At 68.1% G+C, this 21,234-nt stretch carries 22 protein-coding genes; 17 read left to right on the top strand and 5 right to left on the bottom strand.

The window, feature by feature from the left end; genetic code table 11:
- The first annotated feature begins 103 nt into the window (after window positions 1-103).
- Genes FX134_RS04670 through FX134_RS04655 form a run of 4 tightly spaced genes read left to right on the top strand, consistent with a single transcriptional unit; the run spans window position 104 to window position 3,128 of the window.
- The gene (locus tag FX134_RS04670; protein ID WP_172623388.1) at window positions 104-799 is read left to right on the top strand and encodes an ABC transporter ATP-binding protein; all 696 of its coding nucleotides are present in this window, start codon (window positions 104-106) and stop codon (window positions 797-799) included.
- Window positions 796-1,602: an ABC transporter permease gene (locus FX134_RS04665; RefSeq protein WP_080798300.1), complete on the top strand. Its 807-nt coding sequence runs from the start codon at window positions 796-798 to the stop codon at window positions 1,600-1,602. Before FX134_RS04670 ends, FX134_RS04665 begins: the two co-directional genes overlap by 4 nt.
- Window positions 1,603-1,629: 27 nt before the next feature.
- Window positions 1,630-1,956, top strand: a complete 327-nt coding sequence (locus tag FX134_RS04660; RefSeq protein ID WP_080798297.1) for a hypothetical protein — start codon at window positions 1,630-1,632, stop codon at window positions 1,954-1,956.
- Window positions 1,957-1,988: 32 nt separating this feature from the next.
- Complete coding sequence (locus FX134_RS04655; RefSeq protein ID WP_080798293.1) at window positions 1,989-3,128, top strand: histone-lysine N-methyltransferase; 1,140 nt, start codon at window positions 1,989-1,991, stop codon at window positions 3,126-3,128.
- A gap of 61 nt (window positions 3,129-3,189) precedes the next feature.
- Here the strand turns inward: FX134_RS04655 and FX134_RS04650 are convergent, their stop codons facing one another.
- Window positions 3,190-4,779 carry an InlB B-repeat-containing protein gene (locus FX134_RS04650; protein WP_080798290.1) on the bottom strand — a complete coding sequence of 530 codons (1,590 nt, stop codon included), beginning with the start codon at window positions 4,777-4,779 and terminating at the stop codon, window positions 3,190-3,192.
- A gap of 264 nt (window positions 4,780-5,043) precedes the next feature.
- On the opposite strand from FX134_RS04650, the gene FX134_RS04645 reads away from it, so the two are divergent.
- From FX134_RS04645 to FX134_RS04625, 5 genes are all read left to right on the top strand, one after another.
- Window positions 5,044-5,679 (top strand): DAK2 domain-containing protein, encoded by a 636-nt coding sequence (locus FX134_RS04645; RefSeq protein ID WP_080798286.1) that lies wholly within the window; start codon window positions 5,044-5,046, stop codon window positions 5,677-5,679.
- A gap of 78 nt (window positions 5,680-5,757) precedes the next feature.
- Window positions 5,758-6,756 (top strand): dihydroxyacetone kinase subunit DhaK, encoded by a 999-nt coding sequence (locus FX134_RS04640; protein ID WP_080798282.1) that lies wholly within the window; start codon window positions 5,758-5,760, stop codon window positions 6,754-6,756.
- Window positions 6,757-6,875: 119 nt separating this feature from the next.
- Window positions 6,876-7,721: a class II fructose-bisphosphate aldolase gene (locus FX134_RS04635; protein ID WP_080798279.1), complete on the top strand. Its 846-nt coding sequence runs from the start codon at window positions 6,876-6,878 to the stop codon at window positions 7,719-7,721.
- Between the two features lie 207 nt (window positions 7,722-7,928).
- Window positions 7,929-8,252 (top strand): VOC family protein, encoded by a 324-nt coding sequence (locus FX134_RS04630; protein ID WP_080798276.1) that lies wholly within the window; start codon window positions 7,929-7,931, stop codon window positions 8,250-8,252.
- A gap of 266 nt (window positions 8,253-8,518) precedes the next feature.
- On the top strand, window positions 8,519-9,805 hold the full coding sequence (locus FX134_RS04625; protein WP_172623387.1) for a BspA family leucine-rich repeat surface protein: 1,287 nt from the start codon (window positions 8,519-8,521) through the stop codon (window positions 9,803-9,805).
- A gap of 9 nt (window positions 9,806-9,814) precedes the next feature.
- On the opposite strand, the gene FX134_RS04620 is transcribed toward FX134_RS04625, so the two are convergent.
- Window positions 9,815-10,228 (bottom strand): YbaN family protein, encoded by a 414-nt coding sequence (locus FX134_RS04620; RefSeq protein WP_080798270.1) that lies wholly within the window; start codon window positions 10,226-10,228, stop codon window positions 9,815-9,817.
- 11 nt (window positions 10,229-10,239) lie between these two features.
- On the opposite strand from FX134_RS04620, the gene FX134_RS04615 reads away from it, so the two are divergent.
- From FX134_RS04615 to FX134_RS04595, 5 genes are all read left to right on the top strand, one after another.
- Complete coding sequence (locus tag FX134_RS04615; RefSeq protein WP_143412135.1) at window positions 10,240-10,512, top strand: hypothetical protein; 273 nt, start codon at window positions 10,240-10,242, stop codon at window positions 10,510-10,512.
- Window positions 10,513-10,825: 313 nt separating this feature from the next.
- Window positions 10,826-11,419, top strand: a complete 594-nt coding sequence (gene infC, locus FX134_RS04610) for a translation initiation factor IF-3 (protein ID WP_172623386.1) — start codon at window positions 10,826-10,828, stop codon at window positions 11,417-11,419.
- A complete protein-coding gene (gene rpmI / locus FX134_RS04605) occupies window positions 11,412-11,609 on the top strand; it encodes a 50S ribosomal protein L35 (protein ID WP_080798263.1) in 198 nt (65 codons plus the stop codon). The genes infC and rpmI overlap by 8 nt, the downstream gene beginning before the upstream one ends.
- Before the next feature lie 24 nt (window positions 11,610-11,633).
- Complete coding sequence (rplT, locus tag FX134_RS04600; protein ID WP_080798260.1) at window positions 11,634-11,987, top strand: 50S ribosomal protein L20; 354 nt, start codon at window positions 11,634-11,636, stop codon at window positions 11,985-11,987.
- A 155-nt stretch (window positions 11,988-12,142) separates the two neighbouring features.
- Window positions 12,143-13,330, top strand: coding sequence for an IS110 family RNA-guided transposase (locus tag FX134_RS04595; protein WP_080798256.1), 1,188 nt, complete (start codon window positions 12,143-12,145; stop codon window positions 13,328-13,330).
- Window positions 13,331-13,751: 421 nt separating this feature from the next.
- Here the strand turns inward: FX134_RS04595 and FX134_RS04590 are convergent, their stop codons facing one another.
- Complete coding sequence (locus FX134_RS04590) at window positions 13,752-14,108, bottom strand: NifB/NifX family molybdenum-iron cluster-binding protein (RefSeq protein ID WP_080798253.1); 357 nt, start codon at window positions 14,106-14,108, stop codon at window positions 13,752-13,754.
- 100 nt (window positions 14,109-14,208) lie between these two features.
- Between FX134_RS04590 and FX134_RS04585 the strand changes: the two genes are divergently transcribed.
- Genes FX134_RS04585 through FX134_RS04575 form a run of 3 tightly spaced genes read left to right on the top strand, consistent with a single transcriptional unit; the run spans window position 14,209 to window position 17,794 of the window.
- Window positions 14,209-17,151 carry an FAD-dependent oxidoreductase gene (locus FX134_RS04585; protein WP_080798250.1) on the top strand — a complete coding sequence of 981 codons (2,943 nt, stop codon included), beginning with the start codon at window positions 14,209-14,211 and terminating at the stop codon, window positions 17,149-17,151.
- On the top strand, window positions 17,151-17,522 hold the full coding sequence (locus FX134_RS04580; RefSeq protein ID WP_080798247.1) for a DUF1667 domain-containing protein: 372 nt from the start codon (window positions 17,151-17,153) through the stop codon (window positions 17,520-17,522). Before FX134_RS04585 ends, FX134_RS04580 begins: the two co-directional genes overlap by 1 nt.
- Before the next feature lie 29 nt (window positions 17,523-17,551).
- Window positions 17,552-17,794 carry a hypothetical protein gene (locus tag FX134_RS04575; RefSeq protein WP_080798244.1) on the top strand — a complete coding sequence of 81 codons (243 nt, stop codon included), beginning with the start codon at window positions 17,552-17,554 and terminating at the stop codon, window positions 17,792-17,794.
- Between the two features lie 140 nt (window positions 17,795-17,934).
- Here the strand turns inward: FX134_RS04575 and FX134_RS04570 are convergent, their stop codons facing one another.
- Entirely contained in the window at window positions 17,935-19,425 is a 1,491-nt protein-coding gene (locus FX134_RS04570; RefSeq protein WP_080798240.1) for a DEAD/DEAH box helicase, read from the bottom strand.
- Between the two features lie 260 nt (window positions 19,426-19,685).
- Window positions 19,686-21,221, bottom strand: coding sequence for an FAD-dependent oxidoreductase (locus FX134_RS04565; protein ID WP_080798236.1), 1,536 nt, complete (start codon window positions 21,219-21,221; stop codon window positions 19,686-19,688).
- Window positions 21,222-21,234 lie beyond the last annotated feature (13 nt).

The raw sequence follows: 21,234 nt of genomic DNA, 5'->3' as shown, positions 1-21,234 counted from the left end.
TGCAGTATATAATACGTATGAAACAACGCATAAGCAAGCGGCGCAATGAGGACGGTTGGCAACGGGGTCGCTACCGATGGCGAAACGGTGCTACCATGGTCGCATGAGCCTTTTCCGAGCCGAGCATATCGCCTTGTCCTACCGCCGCGGCGGCGAAGCCGTGCCGCTCGCGCGCGACGTGTCGTTCGCGCTCGAGGCAGGGGCGATCTACGACCTCGTGGGCCCCTCCGGCGCGGGGAAGTCCACGCTCCTGCGCGCGTGCGCCCTCATGATGGCGCGCGATGCGGGCGAGTTCTACCTGGACGCCCTGCCGTCGGCGGGCTTCAAGCCCGTCGAGTGGCGCCGCCGGGTGTGCCTCGTGCCGCAGCAGGCGTCGCTTGTGGCGGGCACGGTGCGCGACAACCTGGTGCTCCCTTGGAAGCTCAAGGTGAACGCGGATACCCGTCCGCCCGCCGACGAGGAGCTCGCGCGGCTGCTCGAGGCGGCCGAGCTCGGCGACGTGGAGCTTTCCCGCGACGCCTCGCAGCTCTCCGGCGGCCAGGCCGCGCGCGTGGCGCTTCTGCGCGCGTTCGCCACGCGTCCGCGCGTGCTGCTGCTCGACGAGGTGGACGCCGCGCTCGACGACGCCTCCGCGCTCGCGGTGGGCCGCCTCACGCGCAGCCTCGTGGACGAGCGCACCGCCTGCCTGCGCATACGCCACCGCGCCTCCGACGGCTTCGCGGCAGGCACGTTCACGCTGGCCGGCGACGCGCTCTCGTTCGCACCCGCGCCAGCGGCGACGGGGGAGGAGCGCCCATGACCGACGGCGTGGTGGACATCGGCTACGTGGAGCTCTTCTCGGCGAGCGCGCTCATGCTGGTGGCGGGCCTCGTGTCGTGGCGGCTGGAGCTGGGGCAGACGCGGCGCATAGCCGTGTCGTCGGTGCGCTGCTTCGTGCAGCTTCTGGCTGCGGGCTTCCTGCTCACGTACCTCTTCGAGTTCCAAACGTGGTGGCTCGTGCTGCTGGTGCTGGCGGCCATGGTCATCGCCGCCACGCAGATCGCCACCTCGCGCGTGAAGAGCCGCGTGCCCGGCCTCGCGGGCGCCGTGTTCGTATCGCTGTTCGTGTCGTCGTTCGCCATCGGGCTCATCGTGGTGGAGGGCGTCGTGCACGCCGAGCCGTGGTACAACGCGCGTCAGCTCGTGCCCATCACGGGCATGATCATGGGAAACGCCATGGCGGCCATCGCCGTGGCCATCGATAGGCTGTTCGCGGACATGGACGCCCGCGCGCCCGAGATGTTCTCGCTCGTGGCGCTCGGGGCCACGCCGCACGAGGCGGCCGCACCCTCGCTCAAGGCCGCCATCGGGGCGGGTATGACGCCGATCCTCGCCAACATGTCGGCTGCGGGCATCGTGACGTTTCCCGGCATGATGACCGGCCAGCTGCTCGCGGGGGCCGACCCGCTCGCGGCGGCCAAGTACCAGATCGTGGTCATGCTCATGCTGTCGGCGGCCAACACCATCGCCATCGTGTCGGCATGCTACCTCACGTACCGCAAGCGCTTCGCGCCCGATGGATATTATTTGGACAGGGGCATCCGCGACGATAATCCTCTATAATCGCAGACGAGGCGAAAGGAACATCCCGTGGCCCAAGACGAAGCCAAGTTTTCCCATATCACCGTGACGTCCGATGACGAGGACGACGTCGTCATCCAGGCCGGCATCCGGCAGCCCGCGCAGCCGGCCCCCGCTCCCGCCGAGGAGCCGGAGGCGTTCGAGCCTGCGCCCGAAGCGGCGCCTGCGACGGAGCCCGAACCCGCCCCCGCGCCCAAGGCCGCGCGCGAGGACGGCTACCGCGCGACGACCGCCGAGGACCTCGAGTCCGCGCCGATGCCGATCATGCAGAAGGCGCTCGTCGTCATCGCCGTGGTGCTCGTCGTCGTCATGGTCGCCTACATCGTCACCCACTAGCTTCGCCGCGCACATCCAGGAAGGTTGAAACGATGCCCAAACATGCCGCAAACGTACCCGATGGCTCCGCTTTCGATCCCTCGACCGATCCCGCGACGGACGATCGCATCGGCCTGACCGAGGCCTTCGCGCCCGTGGGCGGGCAGGACGGCCCCGACGGCGAGGGCTCCCTCGGGCTCACCGAGGCGTTCGCCCCGATCCCCGCGCGTCCCGGCGCCCATGCGGGCGGCTTCAGCTACCGCGGCGACAACGACGACGAGTATCCCGACGCGTTCGAAAGCCTCGAGCCCGTCGACGCGCCGCCGCTGCTGTTCGGCGACGACGTCGTGCCCGCCGGGACGGAGGAGCCCAAGGCCCGCCACGGCAAGAAGCAGAAGAAGCCGCCCATCCCGCCGCACCAGCGCAAATCACGCCGCATGCGGCGCATCCTCATCGCCATCGTCGTGCTGCTGGTGCTGCTCATCGGCGCGCTCGGCTATGTGGCCTGGCTCTGGTTCCAGGAAAGCCAGCTGATGGCCACGCAGCAGGCGCAGCAGCAGCAGGGCTCCCAGGAGGTGGACGCCATGCAGGAGGCGGACACCAAGGACGCCGCCACGGCCACCGCGAAGAAGACCGACGTGCCCGATCTGGCGGGCGTGCTGGGCATGACGCAGGACGAGGCCGTCGCGGCGCTTCAGCACGGAGCCACCGTGACGAAGACCGAGGAGGTCAACGAGGAGGGCAACCCCGTCAAGACGAACGCGACGGTGCTGCTCACCGACGAGCCGGCCGACACGCGCTCCGGCACGCCTACGGTGTACCTGGGCCTGAACGAGGACGGCGCGGTCGTGCAGGCGGGCTACTCGGCGGCCACCGCGTCGCTCGGGTACGGCTCCCTCAGCTTCGTCGACGCCGTGCAGAACGAGCGCATCGTGGAGAAGACCCTGCAGGAGGCCGGCATCGACGTGCCCGCAGGCTCGGCCAAGCTGCCCGAGGACAAGACCGCCTACTCCACCTACGCCTCCGACGGCACGACGCTCGTGAAGGAGAACTGCTCGTTCTCCGGCACGGTCGAGCTCGACGGCGCGGAGCACGAGTGGTCGTCGGTGCTGCTCTACGACTACGCCACCGCCAACATGTCCGGCAATCTGGCCGACACCATCCGCATCATCTACGTCTACATCAACGCGTAACAGGCGCGCGGAAAGGGTCTCCTCGCCGCGCCCCGGATCCCGCGAACGGGACGGTCTCCCGCTACCTCTCGCGGCGCCTTCCGCGCACGGCGGCGACGGCCGCCCCTGCGCCGGCGAGGGCGGCGATGCATGCGAGCGTGCCGACGGCCGTGCCGCTGCCGTCGCCCGTCTTGGCGAGCCGCTTCGCCTCCGGGCGGTCCTGCGCATGCGGGTCCTCGCCCGTCGAAGCGTCCGGATCCACGCGGGTGCCCGGCTCGGGATCCCACGTGGCCGTGTAAGAGCGGTCGCCCGTGGAGTTGGCGGGGATGACGGCCTGCGCAGCGGCACCCGCGAGCCCCGTGCCCGTCCAGCCGGCGAACACGTAGCCCGTCCGCGTCGGATTCGCCAGCGTGATCGGCCCGTCGAAGTAGGTGTACGCCGCGGGGTTGTCCGCGCCGTCCGGCAGCGTCCCTCCCGCCAGGTCGTAGGCTATGCCGTACACGCGCGGCACCACGGCCCCGGAGTCTTCAAGCGCGCCCTGCGGGTTCTGGGAGTAGATGCTCCCGTCGAAGAACGCGGACACGTCGGCGTCGAACGTGCCGCCGGTGACCACGAGCCGGCCCTCGGCGCCCATCTGGCAAAGCGGAGGCGGGGTCGCGCCGCCCTCGGACACGAACAGGCCGCCGGAGAGGGACGCCCGGGCGTTGGCGCTGTCGTAGTACCCGCACGCGCCGTCCACCACCACGTTGTAGCAAGCATCCACGACCGTCGCGCCGTCGCCCACCTTTCCGCCGGCGTCCCCCGTCGTGACCACGGTGCCGCCCGTCATGTTCAACGTGCCGCCGCGCATGAGGATGCCCACGCCCCCGTGCGAGTACACGGTGCAGCTGGAGACGTCCAGCGTGCCGCGCTGGGGATGGTAGATGCCGCAGGCGAGGTAGCCGTCGGTTTTGGAATGGCTGATGAGGGCCCCGCCGTCTATTGCGATGGAGGTGCCGCCGTACTCGGCGCCCTCGGTTCCGCTGCCGCCGACGGCCGCGCCGTCCTCGGAGATGATCACGCAGCCTCCCGCCTTGAACGTGGCGCCCTCGCCCTCCACGCCCACGCCGCGCTGCGAGCCGTGGACGTACGCGCGGCCGACCTCGAGGGACGAGCCGGCGTTCACGAGCGCCGCGTCGCCGCCCTCGGACTCCACGATGCCGCTCTCGATGACGGCCGAGCCGCCGTTGCGCACGCGCAGGGCCTTCGCGCAAGGCTCGGCCGTGGGGGCTTTGCCGAGGATCTTGCCCGACGCGTACGGGTAGATGTCGCCGTAGTCCTCATCCACCACGGGGCCGAACGAGGGCGCTGTGGCGTCCCGGACCGTGAGCGCTCCCTCGACCACGACCGTGTCGCGGCGGTAGGTCCCGTCGGCATCGGCCGCTCCGGCGACGATCTTTCCGTTCAGGTCGAGCACGACGTCCGTCCCCGCGCCCACGACGACGTTCTCCTCGACATCCTGCAGCACCGTGACCTTCTCGCCCGGCTGCGCGGCATCGATGGCCTCCTGCAGCGTGGCGTATTCGACGCCGCCCGCCTGCGCGACGCCGTTTCCAGCCGCAGGCTCGTCGCCCAGGGCGATCGCGGGGGCGCAGAGCGCCGCCATTGCCGCCGTCATCAGGAAAACGAGCAAACCCCGGGCGCCTTTTTTCATGCTGTTGCCTTTCCTCTGCGTTTTTACGCTGCCGTCCGCGCTGGCAGACGTGGCGTCATCATAGACACCGCGCGTTCCCGCCGTCAACGAGTTCGCTGCTGCTTTGGGGCTGTCGATGCCCGCAGGCGACGCCCGTGGCGTATTCGGCGTCGTTCGTGTCGGCGGAACTCCCTCATTGACCTCGGGCGGGGGAGCGGGTAGAGTTTGCGTTAGGCGAATTTCCGGCGCGGGAAAGGGGCTTCCATGATCGATCGGGAAACGTTCAAGGGGATGCTGCGCGAGAGCGCGCGGCTCATGCTGGAGGAGGCCGACCGTTTGAGCGACATCGACTCGAAGTTCGGCGACGGCGATCACGGCATCACCGTGACGAAGATCGCGAAGGTCATCCAGGAGCAGGCAGGCGCCTGGGACGACGGCCAGCCCGTCAAGGACTTCCTCGACGACGTGGGCATGGCCGCCATGGCCGTGCGCGGCGGGTCGGCGGGGCCTTTGTACGGCACGCTTATCGGCGGCCTGGGCGTTCAGCTGGGCGATGAGGAGGACGCCATCGGAGCCGACGCGGCGCGCCGCATGTTCGCCGGGTGCCTGGCCGAGATGCGCGATATCACGAACGCCCAGGTGGGCGACAAGACCATGATGGACGCGCTCATCCCCGCCGTGGAGGCCGCGCAGGCGTGCGACGCTGCCGACGACGACGCGGCCGCCGTGTTCGCCGCCGCGGCCGATGCCGCCGAGACGGGTGCCAAGGCTTCCGAGAGCTTCGCCTCGAAGTTCGGCCGCGCGCGCAGCTACGGCGACGCCACCATTGGCACGCCGGATGCGGGCGCCGTGTCCACATCGCTCTTCCTGCGCGGGCTCGCCCAGGGCTGCGCGCAATAACTAAGGGGATCCGAGCCTGCTGCAGCGCGCGGCGGGCCTTTTTCGTCCCACCCATCCGTCCGACAAGGAGGAAGCACCATGCAGATGAAGAAGTTCATCAACAACCCCGACGATCTCACCGCGGAGCTCTTGGAGGGTTTGGCCATGGCCAACCCCGACATCATCGAGCTGGGTGAGGATAACATGGTCATCAACAAGGGCCTGGCCAGCGCCGACCGCGTGACCATCGTCACCCAGGGCGGCAGCGGCCACGAGCCGGCCATCGAGGGGTTCGTGGGCGAGGGCATGGTGGACATCGACGTGGTGGGCGACATCTTCGCCGCGCCCGGCCCGCAGGCCTGCGTGGATGCCATCAAACTGGCCGACAAGGGCAAAGGCGTGCTCTACATCGTGCTCAACCACGCCGGCGACATGCTCACGGGCAACATGACCATGAAGCAGTGCAAGAAGCTGGACCTGAACGTGGTGAAGGTGGTCACGCAGGAGGACGTGTCGAACGCCCCGCGCGAGAACGCCGACGACCGCCGGGGACTCGTGGGCTGCATCCCCACGTACAAGATCGCGGGCGCCGCGGCCGCCGAGGGCCGAAGCCTCGAGGAGGTGGCCGCCGTCGCGCAGCGCTTCGCCGACAACATGGCAACGCTCGCCGTGGCCGTGCGCGGCGCGACGCATCCGCAGACGGGAACGCTGCTCGCGGAGCTCGGCGACGACGAGATGGAAATCGGCATGGGCCAGCACGGCGAAGAGGGCGGCGGTCGCCAGCCCATGAAGTCCGCCGACGAGACGGCCGCCATCATGGTGAACGCCCTGGTGAAGGATATCGGCATCGAGCCGGGCGAGAAGGTCATGCTTATCATCAACGGCTCGGGCGCCACCACGCTCATGGAGCAGCTCATCGTGTACCGCGCCGCCGTGAAGGAGCTCGCCAAGCAGAACATCGAGGTGGTGGCCAACTTCGTGGGCGAGATGCTCACCGTGCAAGAGCAGGCCGGCTTCCAGATGTTCATGGCCCGCATGGACGACGAGCTCCTGCGCCTCTGGAACGCCCCCTGCACCACGCCGTACCTGAAGAAGTAAAACAGTGTCGCGCCTGTCGGCGCTCCCCCTCTTGTCATCCTGAGCGGAGCGCCGAAGGCGCGGAGTCGAAGGATCCCGTGCGGCGGCGAAGCCGCGACGCATCTCCCGAAAGGAGCGCCATGCTCGCATCAATGAACACCGTCCTCGCCTGGGCGGAGGAGCGCGGCTGCGCGGCCGCGGCCTTCGACACGCCCAACCTGGAGCTTCTGCTGGCCGCCATCGCCGCCGCCGAGGCGCGCGACGAGCCCGTCATCATCCAGCACGCCCAGCTGCACGAGGAGGAGACGTCCATCGACGTGATCGGCCCCATCATGGTGGCCCGTGCCGAGGCGGCGAGCGTGCCGGTGTGCGTGATGCTCGACCACGGCGAGGACCTGGACTACGTGCGCCGCGCGCTCGACCTGGGCTTCTCGGCCGTCATGATCGACGGCTCGCAGCTGCCCTACGGCCAGAACGTGGCGCTCACCCGCGCCGCGGTGGAGCTCGCGCACGACTACGGCGCCGACGTGGAGGCCGAGATCGGCTTCACCACCGGCCACGAAGGCCTGGAGAACGCCGACGACGACCGCGCGAACGTCTACACCGACCCGGCCGAGGCCGCGCGCTTCGTGGCCGACACCGGCATCGACGCGCTGGCGGCCAGCGTGGGCACGGTGCACGGCTTTTACAAGGCCGAGCCCAAGCTCGACTTCGACCGCATCGCCGAGCTCAAACGCGTCTGCGGCGTGCCGCTCGTCATGCACGGCGGAAGCGGCCTGTCGCGCGAGGACACGCGCGCGGCCATCGCGGCCGGCATCCGCAAGATCAACTACTTCAGCTACATGTCCAACGCGGGCGTGCGCGCCGTGGAAGAGCTCATCGCCCGCGAGCATCCCAAGTACTTCCACGCCCTTGCCAACGCCGCCACCGCCGCCATGCAAGCCGACGCGGAGGCAGCGATGGAGGTGTTCAGCATGTCATCCTGAGCGGAGGCCGCAGGCTTCCCCTCTGTCATCCTGAGCGGAGGCCGCAGGCTTCCCCCCGTGTCATCCTGAGCGGAGGCCGCAGGCCGGAGTCGAAGGATCCCGTGCGGCGCCAGCAGCAAGCGCCGAGGTTGTCACCGTTCGGGATTCTTCGACTCCGCTCACTGCGTTCGCTTCGCTCAGAATGACAAAAACAGAAAGGAGCGCCACATGACCGCAACCTATATGCATATCGGCATCCCCATCACGGAGAAGAAGCCGAACATGACCTACAACGAGGACATGAAGTTCTGGGTGTCCAACGTCGACGACTACGACTACAAGATCGAGTACCTCAAGTTCGAGGAGGGCACGCCCTTCCCCGAGGAGCTGCATCGCCGCTGGCACGTGGCCTACGCGGTGGACGACCTTGATCATTACGCCGACGATGCCGACCGCGTCATCTGCGGCCCGATGGACGCCGGCCCTGGCGTGCGCCTCGCGTTCGTGGTGAAAGACGGCGCGGTCATCGAGCTTTACGAGGACAAGAACTAGCGGCGGCGTCCCGCCCACCCTCGTTTGATATACTGACCCCACTGCAGCGGCGGGCGCGCATGCCCGCCGAAAAGCCTGCGCTTGTCTTGCAAGCGGGAGGGGAGGCGTCTCTCATGGCGACCGACGGTTGCGGTTTCGGGGAACGTGTCCGCGCTCGCATTGGCCGGCCTGTCCGGCCCGCCTCCCTTCCCCTGCTCGCCGCCCTTCTGGCGGCCGCCCTCATGCTGTGCGCGCAGGCGGCGCCCGCGTACGGAATCGACGGAGACGTGACGGCTGACGTCTCGTCGGCCGCGACCTCCCAGAACCTTGCCGCAGGCATGTGGGGCACGTGCGCCTGGGAGCTGTCGGGCGACGGCGTCCTCCATCTGCTGGGAGGGGCCGGCGCCGACACGGGCGGCGATTCCCCTTGGACCGGCTGGGAGGAGTCCGTCGTCTCCATCGCCTTCGATGCGCCGGTGGCCGCCCCCGCCGAGTGCTTCTCCCTGTTCTCCGGTTTCAAGAACCTGACCTCGATCGAGGGCCTTTCGAGCCTCGACACGTCGAACGTGGAGGACATGTTCGGCCTGTTCAGCGGCTGCTCCTCGCTTGTCTCCCTTGAGCTCCCCAGCACCTTCGACATATCGAATGCGAAGGACATGGCCTGCATGTTCTCCGATTGCTCCTCGCTCGAATCCCTCGCGCTGCCCGAGAGCTTCGACACCTCGAGCGTGAAGGACATGTACGGCATGTTCTCCGGCTGCTCCTCGCTCGCCTACCTTGATCTCCCCGGCGTCTTCGACACGTCGAGCGTGGAGGATATGTACGAGATGTTCCTAGACTGCTCCTCGCTCGAGGTTCTCGAGCTCCCGGACGCCTTCGATACGTCGAGCGTGGAGGACATGTGCGATATGTTCTCCGGCTGCTCGAGCCTCGCCTCACTCGTTTTGCCCGCAGCCTTCGACACCTCGAATGCGATGGACGCGGAAGGCATGTTCGCTGGTGTGGACTCGCTCGTGCGCGTGGAGCTGAAAGGCGAGGGATTCACGTTGGAGGATGCGTTCCCCGCGCCCGGCGTGGATGCGGCCGACGGCGCGCACACCGGCCGCTGGCGCGCGGTGGGGAACGGGAGCGACGCGAACCCGCTCGGCGAGGCGTACGACGCGGTGCCCCTGCGCACGGCGGGCGTGTTCGTGCCCGAGCTGGTGCGCCATACGGTTGCCTGCGCGCTGCCCGACGGCTCGGCGTACGACGCGCAGGAGGTGAACCACGGGATAGCCGCAATGCGCCCCGCCGATCCTGCGCGGGAAGGGTACCTGTTCGCCGGGTGGAAGCTTCTCGACGGCTCGGCCTACGACTGGGACGCGCCCGTGGTGGCCGACGTCTCGCTGGCGGCCGCCTTCGAGCTGCCCGTAAAGGAGAAGGCGCAGAATCCCGAGGACGGCTCCGCGCTCGCCCCCACAGGCGACGCACCCGCGCCCTCCGCGCTCGCGGCCGTCGCCATCCTTGCGGCGGCGTGCATGGCGTTCGCGATCAAACGGCGGCTCCGCGGCGACGATGGGAGCCTGCGCCGCTAGGGAGCTGGTCTACTCCGCTTCCTCCAGCTGGCGGATCATCCGCACGTGCTCGGGCGCGATGGTGGGGATGCGCACGAACATGAGCCAGAGCAGAAACGCCGACACGGCCGCCAGGACGGCCCAGACGACGGGCTTGCGCACGAACCAGGCCGACAGCCCCATGACCGCGAACGACACGGCCAGGATGCGCGCCTTCGTGCCGAGCGGGATGCCGCCGGCCTGCTTGAACGCCGCCACGTAGGTGCGGTACACCTTCGTCTGCACGATCCACGCGTGGCAGCGCGGCGAGGACTTCGCGAACAGGAACGTCGCCAGCAGCAGGAGAGGCGTGGTGGGCAGCACGGGGATGAACACGCCCACGCATCCGAGGATGCAGGCGATCCAGGCGCCGGCGAGCATGAGGATGCGGGAGATACGGCTCATGGTGTCCTTCCGTGTCGGTGGTGCTGGCGAGTATAGCAAACGGCGCGCGCGTCGCGTCCCGATGGAATCGGACGGCCGGGTTTTCCCCGAGCCCTCAGGCGCGCTTTCGCGCAGTCTATCGCATGACGCTACGTCGCGCGCAAGCGCCTTTCGCCGAGCGGCGCCGCGTGCTACGAAAAGCGCTCGGGAACGCATCGAATGACGGTTCTGCGCAGGATTTCGCCATGCGGCTCAAAGCGTTGATGGGGTTTGCCCAGGTCGCGTTTTTACTGGAGGCCGCGTAGCCCGTGATCGTTCTCCAATCGTGTTGTAAAAACAACAAAATCCTGCGCAAAACCGTCATTCGATGCGCCTTCTCGGGGATTCTGCGGCGCGGCCAGCGCCCGCCGTCGTCGGCATGTAGATTTTCCTTGCATCCAGCGCATTCCGTGATACACTATGCAAGCTGTTTACTCAAGCGAGGGTTTCCGCCCTCCACCTGCATCGGCGCTTCGGCTGCTGACGGGTCGCTCGAATACCGGCCTTCCGGCCTTATGCGAATGCGACGCCCGCGAGCCCTCGAAGCCCGCGGGTTTTTTGTATGCGCAAGGAAGGAAGGTGAGCGCGATAGCTGCTCAGGAGCCCCGGCTCAACGAACAAATCACCGTCCGCGAATGCCGCCTCATCGGCTTCGACGGCACGCAGATGGGCATCTACGTCACGGCGGAGGCCCAGCGGGTTGCCGACGAACAGGGCCTCGACCTCGTGGAGATCGCCCCCATGGCCGAGCCGCCCGTGTGCCGCATCATGGACTACGGCAAGTTCAAGTACGACCAGGCCATCAAGGCCAAGCAGGCTCGCAAGAACCAGAGCAAGATCGAGACCAAGGAGATGAAGTTCCGCCCGAAGATCGACGTGGGCGACTACACCACCAAGAAGAAGCACGTGCTGCGCTTCCTCGACGCCGGCAACAAGGTCAAGATCACCATCATGTTCCGCGGCCGCGAGATGGCCCACCCGGAGCTGGGCCTGACCATCCTCGAGCGCCTCGCCGACGACCTGAAGGACATGGCCGTCATCGAGAGCCAGCCCAAGATGGAAGGCCGCAACATGCACATGCTCATCGCCCCTCTGCCCTCGGCCGTGGCGGCGAAGAAAAAGAAAGAGAACGAGAAGAAGAACGAAGAAGGGAAGGACGAAGGCAATGCCTAAGATGAAGACCCACCGCGGCACCGCTAAGCGTTTCCGCGTGACCGGTTCCGGCAAGATCATGCGCTCCAAGGCGTTCAAGAGCCACATCTTGACCAAGAAGAGCCCCAAGCGCAAGCGCAACTTCCGCCACGAGACCGAGGTCGCCAAGGCCGACCAGAAGGTCATCGGCCGCAACCTCGGCATCCGTTAGTCTTAAAAGGAGCAGTGATCAAACATGCCTCGTGTTAAGCGCGCAGTCAGCGCCCATAAGAAGCGTCGCACCGTCCTCAACCGCGCGAAGGGCTACTACGGCGCGAAGTCGCGTTCCTATCGCGCCGCCAAGGAGCAGGTGCAGCATTCCCTCCAGTACATGTACCGCGACCGTCGCAACAAGAAGCGCGAGATCCGCCGCCTGTGGATCACCCGCATCAACGCGGGCGCCCGGCTGAACGGCTTGAGCTACTCCGTGCTGATGAACGGCCTGAAGAAGGCCGGCGTGCAGCTGGACCGCAAGGTGCTCTCCGATATGGCCGTGAACGACCCCGCCGCGTTCGCCGCCGTGGTCGAGGTGGCCAAGAAGGCCCTGTAACCCCTCAGGTTGACGAAGGCCCCGCGAGCGCTCGCGGGGCCTTCGTGCGTGATGAGGGCGTGACAAAGACGATATGCCCATCGAGTGACGGACAGGCAAGGAAGCCCCGCTTGTTATTTCGCTTTGCCTCTTAGGGCACGTGGATTAACATCGGGATGGTCCAACAACCTGGCTGTCAGAGCCACAAACAAGAGAGGGGCTTCCCGATGGGCAAGTATACAACGTATGTGGGCATGGATGTGCATGCGCGTTCAATCGACGCACAGGCAATGAACATCGAGACCGGCGAGCACTTCAGGAAGACCTTCACCGGCTGCCCGAGCGCCGCAGACGTCGCCGAGTGGCTCGGGACACTCCCGCAGCCCGTGTACAGCGCCTACGAGAGCGGCTGCACGGGCTTTTGGATGGCGCGCGAGCTCACCGTGCTCGGCTTCGCCTGCGACGTCATCGCGGTATCCACGCTGCCGAAATCGACCAAGGACAAGCAGCACAAGTGCGACAAGCTCGACGCCAAGGCGATCTTAAGAGAGGTCGCCAACCCCGCCTCCGACTACACGACCGTCTGGATCCCCGATGAGAAGACCGAGGCGGAGCGCGATCTCGTGCGCGCCTACCGCGCCGCGGTCGACGCCGCCAAGCATGCCAAGCAGCGCCTGCTCGCCTTCTTGCAGCGTCACGGACGCGTATGGTGCGAAAAGACGAAGGCCGGCAGGGCCAAGAAAGCCTGGACGCGGGAGTTCGATGCATGGCTCAACAACATAGCATTCCAGGAGATCTCCGCTGAAAAGACCTTCGAGGCCTACAGGCGGCAGGTGAGGGACGCATGCCGAGAAGTCAAAGAGCTCAAGGCGCTCGTGCGCGAGCTGGCCGGGAGCTCCGAGCACAAGCCCTACATCGACGCGCTCACTTTGCTCAAGGGCATCGAGGTGGAAAACGCGATGCTCGCACGTGTGGAGTTCGGCCTCTTCAGCCGCTTCGACACGGGGCGCAAGACGTCGTGCTGGCTTGGAACGATCCCTTCAAACGGCTCAAGCGGGCCTGCGGAAAGCCACGGCCACATAACGAAGGCCGGCAACAAGCACTTAAGACGAGCGCTTATAGAGGGGTATTCGGGGATCGCCGCATGGAAGTCCGGTCGCAAGGCGGTGCCCGAGGGGATAGGCGTATCGGGCGCCGTGCAGGCGATTGCGGCCAAGGCAAATGCCCGTCTCTATGAGCGCTACACTCACCTTCGAACCTGCGGCGCAAACGCCAACAAGGCCAAGGTCGCCGTCGTAAACGAGCTTGTCCGCTGGATCTGGGTCATAGGATGCGCGATCGAGAAAGAGCAGGCGAATGCGTAGCGCCGACATGCGGCGCATTCTCTAAAGACATCCCATCTGCTTGGAGCACGGACTCGAACAGGCACAGGTAACTCGCGACCGTCCCGCGCATCGAAAACATGCGGACAAAGACTTCCCCGTAAAAGATAAGCGACACTGCCTGACACAGAAGAATCGAAATATGAGCGGCTGCATAGCCGTATTCAAGGATATGAGAGTGAACCCGTTTGAGCGTCCGTATGATCGAGAGCCAAAGCTCCCGCACGCAGGATATGCACATGTCTTAAAGCCTCAAGCAGATTCGATGAGGCCTACCTCAGGAGTAGCTACCTGAGGTAGGCCGACCTATGTCAAAATTCGCACTTGACAACTCGATGGGCATATGAGGGACGGGGATATCGTCACGTTCTCGGGGGAGCGTGACGATATCCCCGTCCTTTTGTCACGCCTCGCAGACGTTGCGGCCTTCTTCTTCGCCGTGCCATTCGTCCGTGCCTGTGAGGGTGCGCGCGAGGAAGGCCTCGGCGGCCGCGCGGGCGGTGCCCTTCTCGTTGGGGATCACTTCGATGCTCTCGGCGCGCAGCGCGTCGGCCGCCTCGCGCTCGATGGAGCCCGCTATGAGCACGCGCACGTCCAGGTCGCACAGGACCGCCGCGAGCTTGGGGGAGGCCAGGCCCGGATTCGGCATGTTCTGGCATTCCACGATCATGCCGCGTTCAATCTTGTAGCAGGTGAAGCTGGAGCAGTGTCCGAAATAGGGGGATACCTTCAGCCCCTCGCTAGCCACCGCTATCCTCATGTCGATCCTTTCGTCGCTTCGTTGCCCCTAACGATACTCCGCTTCGCTGTTTGCGTGTGCACCCTTTCGCCCAACGGGGATAAATAGTAAGCTGAACGACATGGATACGAACATGATGCATGCGGCCGACGTCGTGGTGGCGGGCGCCGGCGTGGCGGGCGCTGCGGCGGCCCGCGAGCTGGCGCGCTGGCGCCTTTCCGTCACGGTGCTCGAAGCGGGAAACGACGTGGCCTGCGGGGCGTCGCGCGCGAACTCGGGCATCGTCCACGCCGGGCACGACCCGCTGCCCGGCACCCTCAAGGCGCGCTTCAACGTGGAGGGCTCGCACCTGTTCCCGCGCTGGGCCGACGAGCTGGGGTTCTCCTACCGGCGCAACGGCTCGCTCGTGCTGGCGTTCTCGGACGAGGAGCTGGCCAGCGTGCGCGCCCTCGTCGCGCGGGCCGCGCGCAACGGCGTTGAAGGCGTGCGCGAGATCGACGCGGCCGCCGTCCGCGCGCTCGAGCCGCACGTGAGCCCGCTCGTGCGCGGGGCGCTCTTGGCCGAGACGGGGGGCATCTGCGACCCCTACGAGGTGGCGCTCTTCGCGCTCGAGCAGGCCGCGGTCCACGGCGCCGACGTGCGCTTCGGCGAGCGCGTGACGTCTATCGCGCGCCTCTCGGCCGCCGAGGCCGCCGCGCTCGAGCCCGCCGCCGCCAGCGCCCAGGACGCGCCGCGCGTCCCGCTGCGCTACCTGGTGTCCACGTCCACGGGCCGCCGGTTCGCCGCGCGGGCCGTGGTGAACGCGGCTGGCGTCTTCGCCGACGAGCTCAACAACTGCGTGAGCGAGCGCAGGCTGCGCATCGTCGCGCGGCGCGGCGAATACTGCCTCTACGACACCGACTTGGGCGCGCGCTTCGAGCGCACGATGTTCCAGGCGCCCTCGTCGGCCGGCAAGGGCGTGCTCGTCACGCCTACCGTGCACGGCAACCTCCTCGTCGGCCCCAACGCGGTGGAGCAGGCGAGCAAGGCCGACGTCTCCACGAGCGCCGAGGGCCTGCGCTTCGTGCTGGAGGAGGCGCGCCGCACGTGGCCCGAGGCGGGCTCGCGCGGGCTCATCACGAACTTCGCGGGCCTGCGCGCCTCGGCTGCCGAGGGCGGCGACTTCGTCATCGGCGAGCCCGACGACGCGCCGGGCTTCTTCAACATCGCCTGCTTCGACTCGCCGGGCCTCACGTCGGCCCCGGCGGTGGGCGCGCATGTGGCGGCAAGCATAGCAGAGCAGCTGGGCGCGCGGGAGAATCCGGGGTTCGAGCCGCGCCGCGAGCGCGAGAAGCCCTTCTGCGACCAGGCTGAAGGAGAGCGCGCCGCAGCCGTGGCGGCCGATCCGCGCGCCGGGCGCATCGTGTGCCGCTGCTGCGAGGTGACCGAGGCCGAGATCGTGCGCGCCCTGCACGGGCCCCTGCCGGTGCTCTCGCTCGACGCGCTCAAGTGGCGCACGCGCGCGATGATGGGCCGCTGCCACGCGGGGTTCTGCTCGCCGGAGATCGCGCGCATCGTCGCGCGCGAGGCGGGCGTGGTGCCCGACCGTTTGGACAAGCGTCTGCCGGGATCGCCGGTGGTGGCCGCCGCGCGTCCCGACTACGTGGAGCTGGCCGGTCGTGCCGCGCATCCGGAGCGGGCGGCCGAGGACGGCTCCGAGGCCGAGGACGGCTCCGAGGTCTACGACGTCGCGGTGGCCGGAGGCGGCGCTGCCGGCATCGCCGCGGCCCAGGCGGCGGCCGTCGAGGGCGCGCGCGTGGTCTTGATCGACCGCGAGGCGCGCCTCGGGGGCATCCTCAAGCAGTGCGTGCACAACGGCTTCGGCCTGCACCGTTTCGGCGAGGAGCTCACCGGCCCCGAGTACGCCGAGCGCGAGATCGACGCGCTTGAAGGCGTCGACGTGCTGCCGAGCGCCTCGGCCGTCTCGCTCGAGGCCGCGCCGCAGGAGGGCGGGCCCCTCGTCGTCCATGTCGTGGACGAGCACGGCGCCCGCGCGATTCGCGCTCGCTCCGTCGTGCTGGCCACCGGCTCGCGCGAGCGGGGTCTCGGCGCGCTCAACGTGGCGGGCAGCCGCCCGTCGGGCGTGTTCTCGGCCGGCAGCGCGCAGAACTTCATGAACCTGCAGGGATGCCTGCCCGGACGGCGCGCCGTCATCCTGGGCTCGGGCGACATCGGCCTCATCATGGCGCGCCGCCTCGCCTCGCAGGGCGCCGAGGTCGAGGGCGTCTACGAGCTCATGCCGCACCCGTCGGGCCTGCGCCGCAACGTCGTGCAGTGCCTCGATGACTTCGGCATCCCGCTGCACCTCAGCCGCACGGTCACGCGCCTGGAGGGCGAGGGGCGCCTTTCGGCCGTGTACGTGTCCGAGGTGGACCCCGACACGATCCAGGTGATCCCCGGCACCGAGCGCCGCGTGCCCTGCGACGCGCTGCTGCTGTCAGTGGGCCTTCTGCCGGAGAACGAGCTGGCGAAGACGGCAGGCGTGCCGCTTGACGCCGTCACGGGCGGCGCGCGCGTGGACAACCGCCTGGAGACGGACGTCGCCGGCGTGTTCGCCTGCGGCAACGCGCTGCACGTGCACGACCTGGTCGACCACGCCTCCGAGGAGGGCCAGCGCGCGGGAGCCGCGGCGGCCGCGCACGCGAGGCGAGTCGCGGCGGGCGAGGGGGCCGGAGCGCGGGCGGCCGTGCCCGTGACGGCCGGCGAGGGCGTGCGCTACGTGGTTCCCCAGGCCGTGGACGCCGCGACGCCGGCCGACGAGTCCGTCACGCTGTCGCTGCGCGTCTCGCGCGCCGTGCGCAACCCGCGCTTCTTCGTGGAGGGCGTCGACGAGGCCGGGCGCGTGCGCGAGCTCAAGCGGGCGAAGACCATGGTGGCCGTCCCCGCAGAGATGGTGCAGATCAAGCTCGCGGCCGGTGAGTTCGCCGGGCTCGCCTCGGCGCGCGTGCGCGTGGAGGGCCGCGACGAGGCGGTCGCCGCGCGCCCGGCTGCGGCGACGGGCATGGCCGGGGGAGGTGCCGAGTAATGCAGTTCGCAACCGACGTGGCAACGTTCACCTGCATCTGCTGCCCGCTGGGCTGCTCGATCGAGGTGTCCTTCGACGAGTCCGGGGCGGTGGCCGAGGTGAGCGGGCACACGTGCAAGCGCGGTGCCGACTACGCCGCGCAGGAGGCCGTGGCCCCCGAGCGCATGGTGACGGCGGTCGTGTGCGCGGCCGGGTGCCTCGAGCCCGTGAGCGTGAAGACCGCCCGTCCCGTGCCGAAGGACCGCATGCGCGACGTGCTGGCCGCCATCGCCGCGCTCCGGCCGGAGGCGCCCGTCGCCGCCGGCGAGCGGCTGATCGAGGACGTGTGCGGAACCGGCGTGCCCGTCATCGCCACGAAGAGCGTATCCTGAGGCGGAACCGAGGGGAAGGGGTGCCGGGTATGGAGGAGATCGGGCGTGAGGAGGGGCGCGGGACGCGCATCGCGGTCACGGCTTCGATCGCCGTTTTGGCGGTGGCGCTGCTGTTCGCCGCGTCGGCCGTGCTGTTCTTCCTGATCGCGGAGCTTCTGCAGGGCGAATGGCTGCTGGCCGGCAGCGCGCTCGTGGTGCTCGCGGGCCTCTACGCCCTGGCCAAGCGCTTCCTGCGCGTGGCCGCCAACCAGAACAAGAACCCCTTGGGATAGGGCCCCTTGTCATCCTGAGCGAAGGCCGAAAGCCGTAGTCGAAGGATCCCGTTTGGCACCAGCCGTGACGCTTCCAGCTGGCACCGCACGGGATCCTTCGACTCGCTTCGCTCGCTCAGGATGACAAGGGGAGGCGTAGGCTACCTCCGCTTGCCGCCGCGGTTGCGCTGCTGGTCCTTGGCGGCGCGCTGGGCGCGGCCGGGGCGCAGATCGGAGCCGCCGCGCGACTTGGGAGCCGCGGCGGGCTGGCCGGCGCCCTGCTTCCTCGCCTGCTGAGCGGGACGCGGGCGGTTGGCAGTCGCGCCCTGCACGCCGGCGGGCTTCTTCGGGCTGCGGCGCTTCTTGGCCCCGGCGGCGGGAGCGGCCGGCTCGGCCTGCGCCTGCTCGCGGGCCTTCGCCTTCTTGCGCTCGCGCGCGGCCTGCTCCTTTGCGGCCTGCTTGATCTCCGGGTCGCGGCGCGCCTCGGAGCGCTGGGTGCGCGCAGCGGCCTCGGCGGCGGCCGTCTCGGCGTCGAAGGAGGCCAGCTCCATCTCGGGGATGGGGCGTTTGATGAGCTTCTCGATGTCGGCGAGCGCGTCGGCGGTCTCGGGGCTCACGAACGACACGGCGAAGCCGGCCGCGCCCGCGCGCCCCGTGCGGCCGATGCGGTGCACGTAGTCCTCGGGCTGGGTGGGCAGGTCGTAGTTCACGACGTAGTCCACTTCCTCCACGTCGATGCCGCGCGCGAGCACGTCGGTGGCCACGAGCACGTTCGTGCGCCCGGCGGCGAAGTTGTCGAGCGCACGCCGGCGCTGGTTCTGGCTGCGGTCGGAGTGGATGGCCTCCACGGTGAAGCCCGCACGCTTGAGGCGTCGGCACGTGGAGTCCGCGCGGCTGCGCGTGCGCGCGAACACGATGACGCGCTCGGCGCCCTTCTCGGCCAGCAGCGCTTTCAGCAGGTCGGGCTTGAGCGTCTGCTGCGTGTGGATGACGTACTGCTCCACGGTGTCGGCCGTCTCGCCCTTGTGCGCGATCTCCACCATGGCGGGGTCGTGCAGCAGCTTGCCCACGCTGTCCTGGATGGAGCGGTCGATGGTGGCCGAGAACAGCAGCGTCTGGCGCGTGGCGGGCGTGGCGCCGATGATCTTCTTCATGGCCGGCCAGAAGCCCATGTCCAGCATGCGGTCGGCCTCGTCGAGCACGAGCACTTCCACGCTGCCCAGGCGCACCGCGCCCTGCTCCATGAGGTCCACGAGGCGCCCCGGCGTGGCGATAAGCACGTCCACGCCGTGTTTGAGCTTGGAGATCTGCGGCTCGTAGGACAGGCCGCCCACCACGGTGAGGATGCGGTGGTGCGTGGACACGGCGATGGCGCCGCATACCTCGCCGATCTGCTGCGCGAGCTCGCGCGTGGGGGTGACCACCAGCATGAGCGGGCCCTGGCCGCCCTTGGCGTGGCCGAGCCTGTCGAGGGAGGGCAGCGAGAACGCCGCCGTTTTTCCGGTGCCGGTCTTGGCGGCGGCGATGAGGTCGCGGCCAACGAGTGCGAGCGGGATAGCCTGCTCCTGGACGGGCGTGGGCGCTTCGTAGCCCAGGCGCGCGACGGCCTGGAGGGCCGCCTCGGATAGGCCGAGTTCGTTGAATTGCTTCATTATGTCTCTGTTTTCTGTGTCGGGGCGGCGCGCGGGCGCGTCGCGGATTGCAGATGCGGGGTTCGATCCGCCGCGTCGTGCATCTTCGGAAGATCGAGGCGCGGCAGCGGGAGTCCCGCCGAGCGCCGAGCAGCCATTATACGCGTTCTGCTGGGAATTTCCCCGACAAGCGCACAAAGAGCAAAACCGCCCCGAGCGGAGGGGCGGCTGCTGAGCGTAGGGAATGGCGGCGCCCGTTTCCCAGGGCGCCGCCGCTCGTCCTACAGCTCCGACGCCTCGCGTGCGGAAACCTCGGTGCCGCACACCATGCCGAAGGCTCCGCAATCGGGACACGAGCAGGCGGTGAGTCGCTGCGCGCCATGCACGCCCCCGGTTGCCTCGCCTGCAGCATAGAGCCCGTCGATGGGGCTGCCGTTCTCGTCAAGAACCTGCCCCGACACGTTGATGCGCACGCCGCCCGGCGTGTAGTTGTTGTTGGGGATGAGGTTCATCCCGTAGAACGGCGGCTGCTTGAGCGCGGCTCCGTTCAGGGCGGTCATGTCCTTGCCGAAGTCTTCGTCCACTCCCTTATCGATCATCTCATTGTAGCGGGCTACTGCGTCGGCGAGCACTTGCTTGTCATAGCCGAAGTGCTCGGCCATCTCATCGATGGTATCGAAGGCGTACATGCTGCCGTTCTTGAAGTTCCTGCCGGCCAGCGACATCTCTAAGCGCTGTTTGTCGCGGAACAGCTCGATGCCCTTTGAGTCGTACATGAGCAGCGGGGGCTTTCCTTCGTGCTCCAACATCTCCTTCAGGATGATGACGCCCAGGTCGTTGCGGCTTCCCAGCTCATTTACGAAACGCTGGCCGTCGGGGTTCACCAGCATGCCCCAGCACACGTCCTCGGTGGGGATGGGGTAGGACAGGCGGAACAGCGAAAGGTTCACCGCCTGCGCGCCGTGGGACACGAGCATCTTCATAGCGCCCGAGGTGGCGCCGGGATTGGTCATGGAATCGGCTTGCGCCAGGATAGCGCTTTCGGCGCGTAGCAGGTTTTTATCGCGTGCATAGCCGCCGGTCGCGAAGATGACGCCCTTGCGTGCCCCGATGCGCCGCGCTTGGCCGCTCGTGTTCTCCGCATCATCGGTTTCAGGCGCGCTGTAGTCAAACGAGTAGTTCTGACGTGCGACCACGCCCACTACCTTACCGTCGCGCATGACGAGATCGTCCACCTTGCAGCGCGTTCTGGCCTCGAGCGTGTCGGAGAGGTTCTGCGCGGCATGCTCGTAGAGCGGGTCGAGCAGAAAGCGCCCGCCGCCAGCCCAGAGGATGCGCTTCACGCTGTGACCGCCGCCGTTCTTGAACTTCTTGAAGGTGACGCCTCGTTCGGTGAGGAAGCGGTAGAACTCGACGGACTTCGACGTGACGATGCGCGCGAGTTCGGGGTCGCCGTAGTCGTCAGCCACCTTCCTCATGTCCTGATAGAGCAGCTCGGGGTCATCCTCTATGCCTTCGGCGGCCTGCTCCTCGCTTCCCGTGCAGGCGAAGTTCAGCCCGCTCACGGATGAGGTACCGCCAAGCTGGTCCATCTTTTCCAAAAGCAGGGTAGTGCTGCCGGCCTCTGCGGCGGTGACGGCGGCAACCGTGCCCGCCAGGCCGCTTCCCACCACGATGACGTCCACAACCTCATCGAAGCCTTCTTCACCCGTTTTCTCTGTCTCGGGTGCGGCAAACGCCTGTCCAATTCCGACAAGAGAGGCGGCGGCAGCGGCGGTGGCCACGAGGCCGGTTTGCAGGAAACGCTTCCTGTCCATGTGATTCTCCTTC

Origin of the sequence: Arabiibacter massiliensis (assembly GCF_902386925.1) — a bacterium.
GTDB lineage: Bacteria > Actinomycetota > Coriobacteriia > Coriobacteriales > Eggerthellaceae > Arabiibacter > Arabiibacter massiliensis.
This window is presented reverse-complemented; position numbering and strand designations above follow the sequence as displayed.